At 69.3% G+C, this 3,577-nt stretch carries 4 protein-coding genes and 1 tRNA gene; 2 read left to right on the top strand and 3 right to left on the bottom strand.

The genetic code is table 11. The features are described from left to right. A tRNA-Met gene (locus GTW67_RS09330) sits at positions 1-74 on the top strand. Between the two features lie 120 nt (positions 75-194). Here GTW67_RS09330 and GTW67_RS09325 read toward each other — a convergent pair. After that, positions 195-611 (bottom strand): Fur family transcriptional regulator, encoded by a 417-nt coding sequence (locus GTW67_RS09325; RefSeq protein WP_161164338.1) that lies wholly within the window; start codon positions 609-611, stop codon positions 195-197. Positions 612-755: 144 nt separating this feature from the next. Between GTW67_RS09325 and GTW67_RS09320 the strand changes: the two genes are divergently transcribed. After that, positions 756-2,207: a catalase gene (locus tag GTW67_RS09320; protein WP_161164337.1), complete on the top strand. Its 1,452-nt coding sequence runs from the start codon at positions 756-758 to the stop codon at positions 2,205-2,207. A gap of 73 nt (positions 2,208-2,280) precedes the next feature. Here GTW67_RS09320 and GTW67_RS09315 read toward each other — a convergent pair whose 3' ends face one another. Together GTW67_RS09315 and hisN are read right to left on the bottom strand one after the other, a co-directional pair. Further along, positions 2,281-2,682, bottom strand: coding sequence for a CBS domain-containing protein (locus GTW67_RS09315; RefSeq protein WP_161164336.1), 402 nt, complete (start codon positions 2,680-2,682; stop codon positions 2,281-2,283). A gap of 160 nt (positions 2,683-2,842) precedes the next feature. Next, a partial coding sequence (gene hisN / locus GTW67_RS09310) for a histidinol-phosphatase (RefSeq protein WP_161164335.1) occupies positions 2,843-3,577 on the bottom strand: 735 nt, incomplete at its 5' end.

Raw genomic sequence — 3,577 nt, 5'->3', positions numbered from 1 at the left:
CGCGGGGTGGAGCAGCTCGGTAGCTCGCTGGGCTCATAACCCAGAGGTCGCAGGTTCAAATCCTGTCCCCGCTACTGAAGGCCGAGGGCCGGAATCCGAAAGGGTTCCGGCTCTCGGTGCGTTCACCGGTGCAACTGTCACACGCCGAAGCCCCGGCACCCATCGGTGCCGGGGCTTCGTGCGAGTGGAAAGGCTTACGCGGCCGCGCAGTTCGGGCAGGTGCCGCGGTAGGTGACCTCGACGTCGGAGACCGTGAAGCCGAAGCGCTCCGTGTCGGGGAGGTCGGCCAGCGGATTGCCGGTCGGGTGGACGTCGCGGATCGCGCCGCACTGCGCGCAGACCAGGTGGTGGTGCGGCCGGTGCGCGTTCGGGTCGTACCGCTTCGCGCGCTTGTCCGTCGCGACCTCCAGCACCTCACCGAGCGAGACCAGCTCGCCCAGGGTGTTGTAGACGGTCGCCCGGGAGATCTCCGGCAGCTTCGTGACGGCCCTGGAGTGCACCTCGTCGGCCGTCAGATGCACGTGATCGCCGTCAAGGACCTCGGCCACGACGCGCCGCTGCGCGGTCATGCGCCATCCGCGTCCACGCAGCCGTTCCAGTAGGTCACTCATACAGGCCAGCCTAACAGCAAGGGGGACCAGGTCCCGAACGGGTGTGACTTTGGAGTCTTACTTGACTTAGACAATGTCCATTGTAGGATCGAGACCGGCATTAGCCAAGGGACAGGTTTTGCAGGATTGGCGCAGGAGGCGTACGTGACTCAGGGACCGCTTACTACGGAAGCCGGTGCTCCGGTAGCCGACAACCAGAACAGCGAGACCGCGGGCGTCGGCGGCCCCGTGCTCGTCCAGGACCAGCTCCTTCTGGAGAAGCTGGCCCACTTCAACCGTGAGCGCATCCCGGAGCGTGTCGTGCACGCCCGTGGCGCGGGTGCCTACGGCACCTTCACGGTCACCGCCGATGTCACCCAGTACACGCGCGCCAAGTTCCTCTCCGAGGTCGGCAAGGAGACGGAGACCTTCCTCCGCTTCTCGACCGTGGCCGGCAACCTGGGTGCGGCGGACGCCGTCCGCGACCCGCGCGGCTTCGCGCTGAAGTTCTACACCGAAGAGGGCAACTACGACCTCGTCGGCAACAACACCCCGGTGTTCTTCATCAAGGACGCCATCAAGTTCCCCGACTTCATCCACACCCAGAAGCGCGACCCGTACACGGGCTCGCAGGAGGCGGACAACGTCTGGGACTTCTGGAGCCTGTCGCCCGAGTCGACGCACCAGGTGACCTGGCTGCACGGTGACCGCGGCATCCCCGCCTCGTACCGGCACATGGACGGCTTCGGCTCGCACACGTACCAGTGGAACAACGAGGCCGGCGAGGCCTTCTGGGTGAAGTACCACTTCAAGACGGACCAGGGGATCAAGAACCTGACCGTCGAGGAGGCCGCCAAGCTCGCCGGTGAGGACCCCGACTCCCACCAGCGCGACCTGCGCGAGGCCATCGAGCGCGGCGACTTCCCGTCCTGGACGGTCGGCGTGCAGATCATGCCGGTGGCCGAGGCGGCGACGTACCGCTTCAACCCGTTCGACCTGACGAAGGTGTGGCCGCACGCGGACTACCCGATCGTCTGGTTCGGCAAGCTGGAGCTGAACCGCAACCCGCAGAACATCTTCGCCGAGGTCGAGCAGTCGATCTTCTCCCCGGCGCACTTCGTGCCCGGCATCGGCCCGTCCCCGGACAAGATGCTTCAGGGCCGCCTCTTCGCCTACGGCGACGCGCACCGCTACCGCGTCGGCATCAACGCCGACCACCTGCCGGTGAACCGTCCGCACGCCACCGAGGCGCGCACCCACGCCCGTGACGGCTTCCTGTACGACGGCCGGCACGGCGGCGCGAAGAACTACGAGCCGAACAGCTTCGGCGGCCCGTTCCAGACGGACCGCGCGCTGTGGCAGCCCGTCGCCCTCACCGGTGTCACCGGCGAGACCGAGGCGTCGGTGCACACCGAGGACAACGACTTCGTCCAGGCGGGCAACCTCTACCGCCTGATGACGGAGGAGGAGAAGGAGCGCCTGGTCGCCAACCTGGCGGGCGGCATCTCCCAGGTCTCGCGCGAGGACATCGTCGAGCGCGCGATCAACAACTTCCGTCAGGCCGACGGTGACTTCGGCAAGCGGCTGGAGGCCGCGGTCCAGGCCCTGCGCGGCTGACAACCAGCACTGGACCGCTTGTCGCGGCGGCGGGCCGGATCCCCGGGGACGGGGGTCCGGCCCGTTTCGCGTGTCAGGCCGGTACCCGCTGCGTCTGCTGCCGGGCCGGTGCCCAGCAGCGGATGATGTCGCGGACGGAGACGATGCCGACGGGCTCGTCGCGGTCGAGCACGATGAGGTGGCGGAAGCCGCCGTGCGCCATCGCGCCGGCCGCCTCCTCCACGGTCCAGGACGGCGCGGCGAACACGACGTCGGTGGTGGTGTGGGCGTGGGCGCGTTCGGTGTCCGGGTCCTGGTCCCGGCCGACGGAGTTGAGGATGTCGCGTTCGGTGAGGATGCCGATGCCGCCGGCGTCGGGGTCGTACACCACGGCCGCGCCGACGCGGCGGGCGGACATCAGTGCGGCGGCCTGGCGCAGGGTGTGGTCGGGACCGATGGTGAGGACGACCGAGCTCATGGCTTCGCGGACGAGCATGGGTGGAGCCACCTCCTGCCGGTGATCCATGAGCTAGTTCATGGATTCACAAGTGCACAAGTGGGGGGACTCTCAGGGTGGCAGGCAAAGCGGGGGTCAACAAGGGGGCGTGGAGGGCGAGTCGGCGGGCGTGCGGGGGCGGACCCGTGCGGGGGCCGGCTCAGGGGCGCCGGCCGAGACGGCCGAGCAGCTCGTCGTGGAGCAGGCCGTTGGACGCCGCGGCGTTGCCGCTGTGCGGGCCGGGGCGGCCGTCCAGGCCGGTGAAGGTGCCGCCGGCCTCCGTGACGATGACGGCGTTCGCTGCCATGTCCCAGAGGGAGAGCTCGGGTTCGGCGCAGATGTCGACCGAGCCCTCGGCGACCATCATGTACGGCCAGAAGTCGCCGTACGCGCGTGTGCGCCACACCTCGCGGGTCAGGTCCAGGAAGCCGTCCAGCCGGCCCTGCTCCTCCCAGCCGCTGAGCGAGGAGTACGCGAAGGAGGCGTCGGAGAGGGTGGAGACCTGGGAGACGTGGAGGCGGTGGGCGGACGTCAGGCTGCGGCCGGTGAAGGCGCCGTGGTCCTTCACGGCCCACCAGCGACGGCCGAGGGCCGGGGCGGAGACGAGGCCGACGACGGGCTGGTATCCGCCCTCGCCGGCCTCCGTGAGGGCGATGAGGGTGGCCCAGACGGGAACGCCGCGTACGTAGTTCTTGGTGCCGTCGATCGGGTCGATGACCCAGCGGCGGGGGCCGGTGCCCTCCGTGCCGTACTCCTCGCCGAGGACGGAGTCGCGAGGGCGGGCGCGGGAGAGGTGGCCGCGGATGAGTTCCTCGGCGGCCTTGTCGGCCTCGCTCACCGGGGTCATGTCCGGCTTGGTCTCGACCTTGAGGTCGAGGGCCTTGAAGCGGTCCAT

Source organism: Streptomyces sp. SID5910 (assembly GCF_009862125.1).
In the GTDB taxonomy this organism is placed as follows: domain Bacteria; phylum Actinomycetota; class Actinomycetes; order Streptomycetales; family Streptomycetaceae; genus Streptomyces.
The sequence above is the reverse complement of the archived record's forward strand: the minus strand, read 5'-3'. Positions and strand labels throughout refer to the sequence as shown.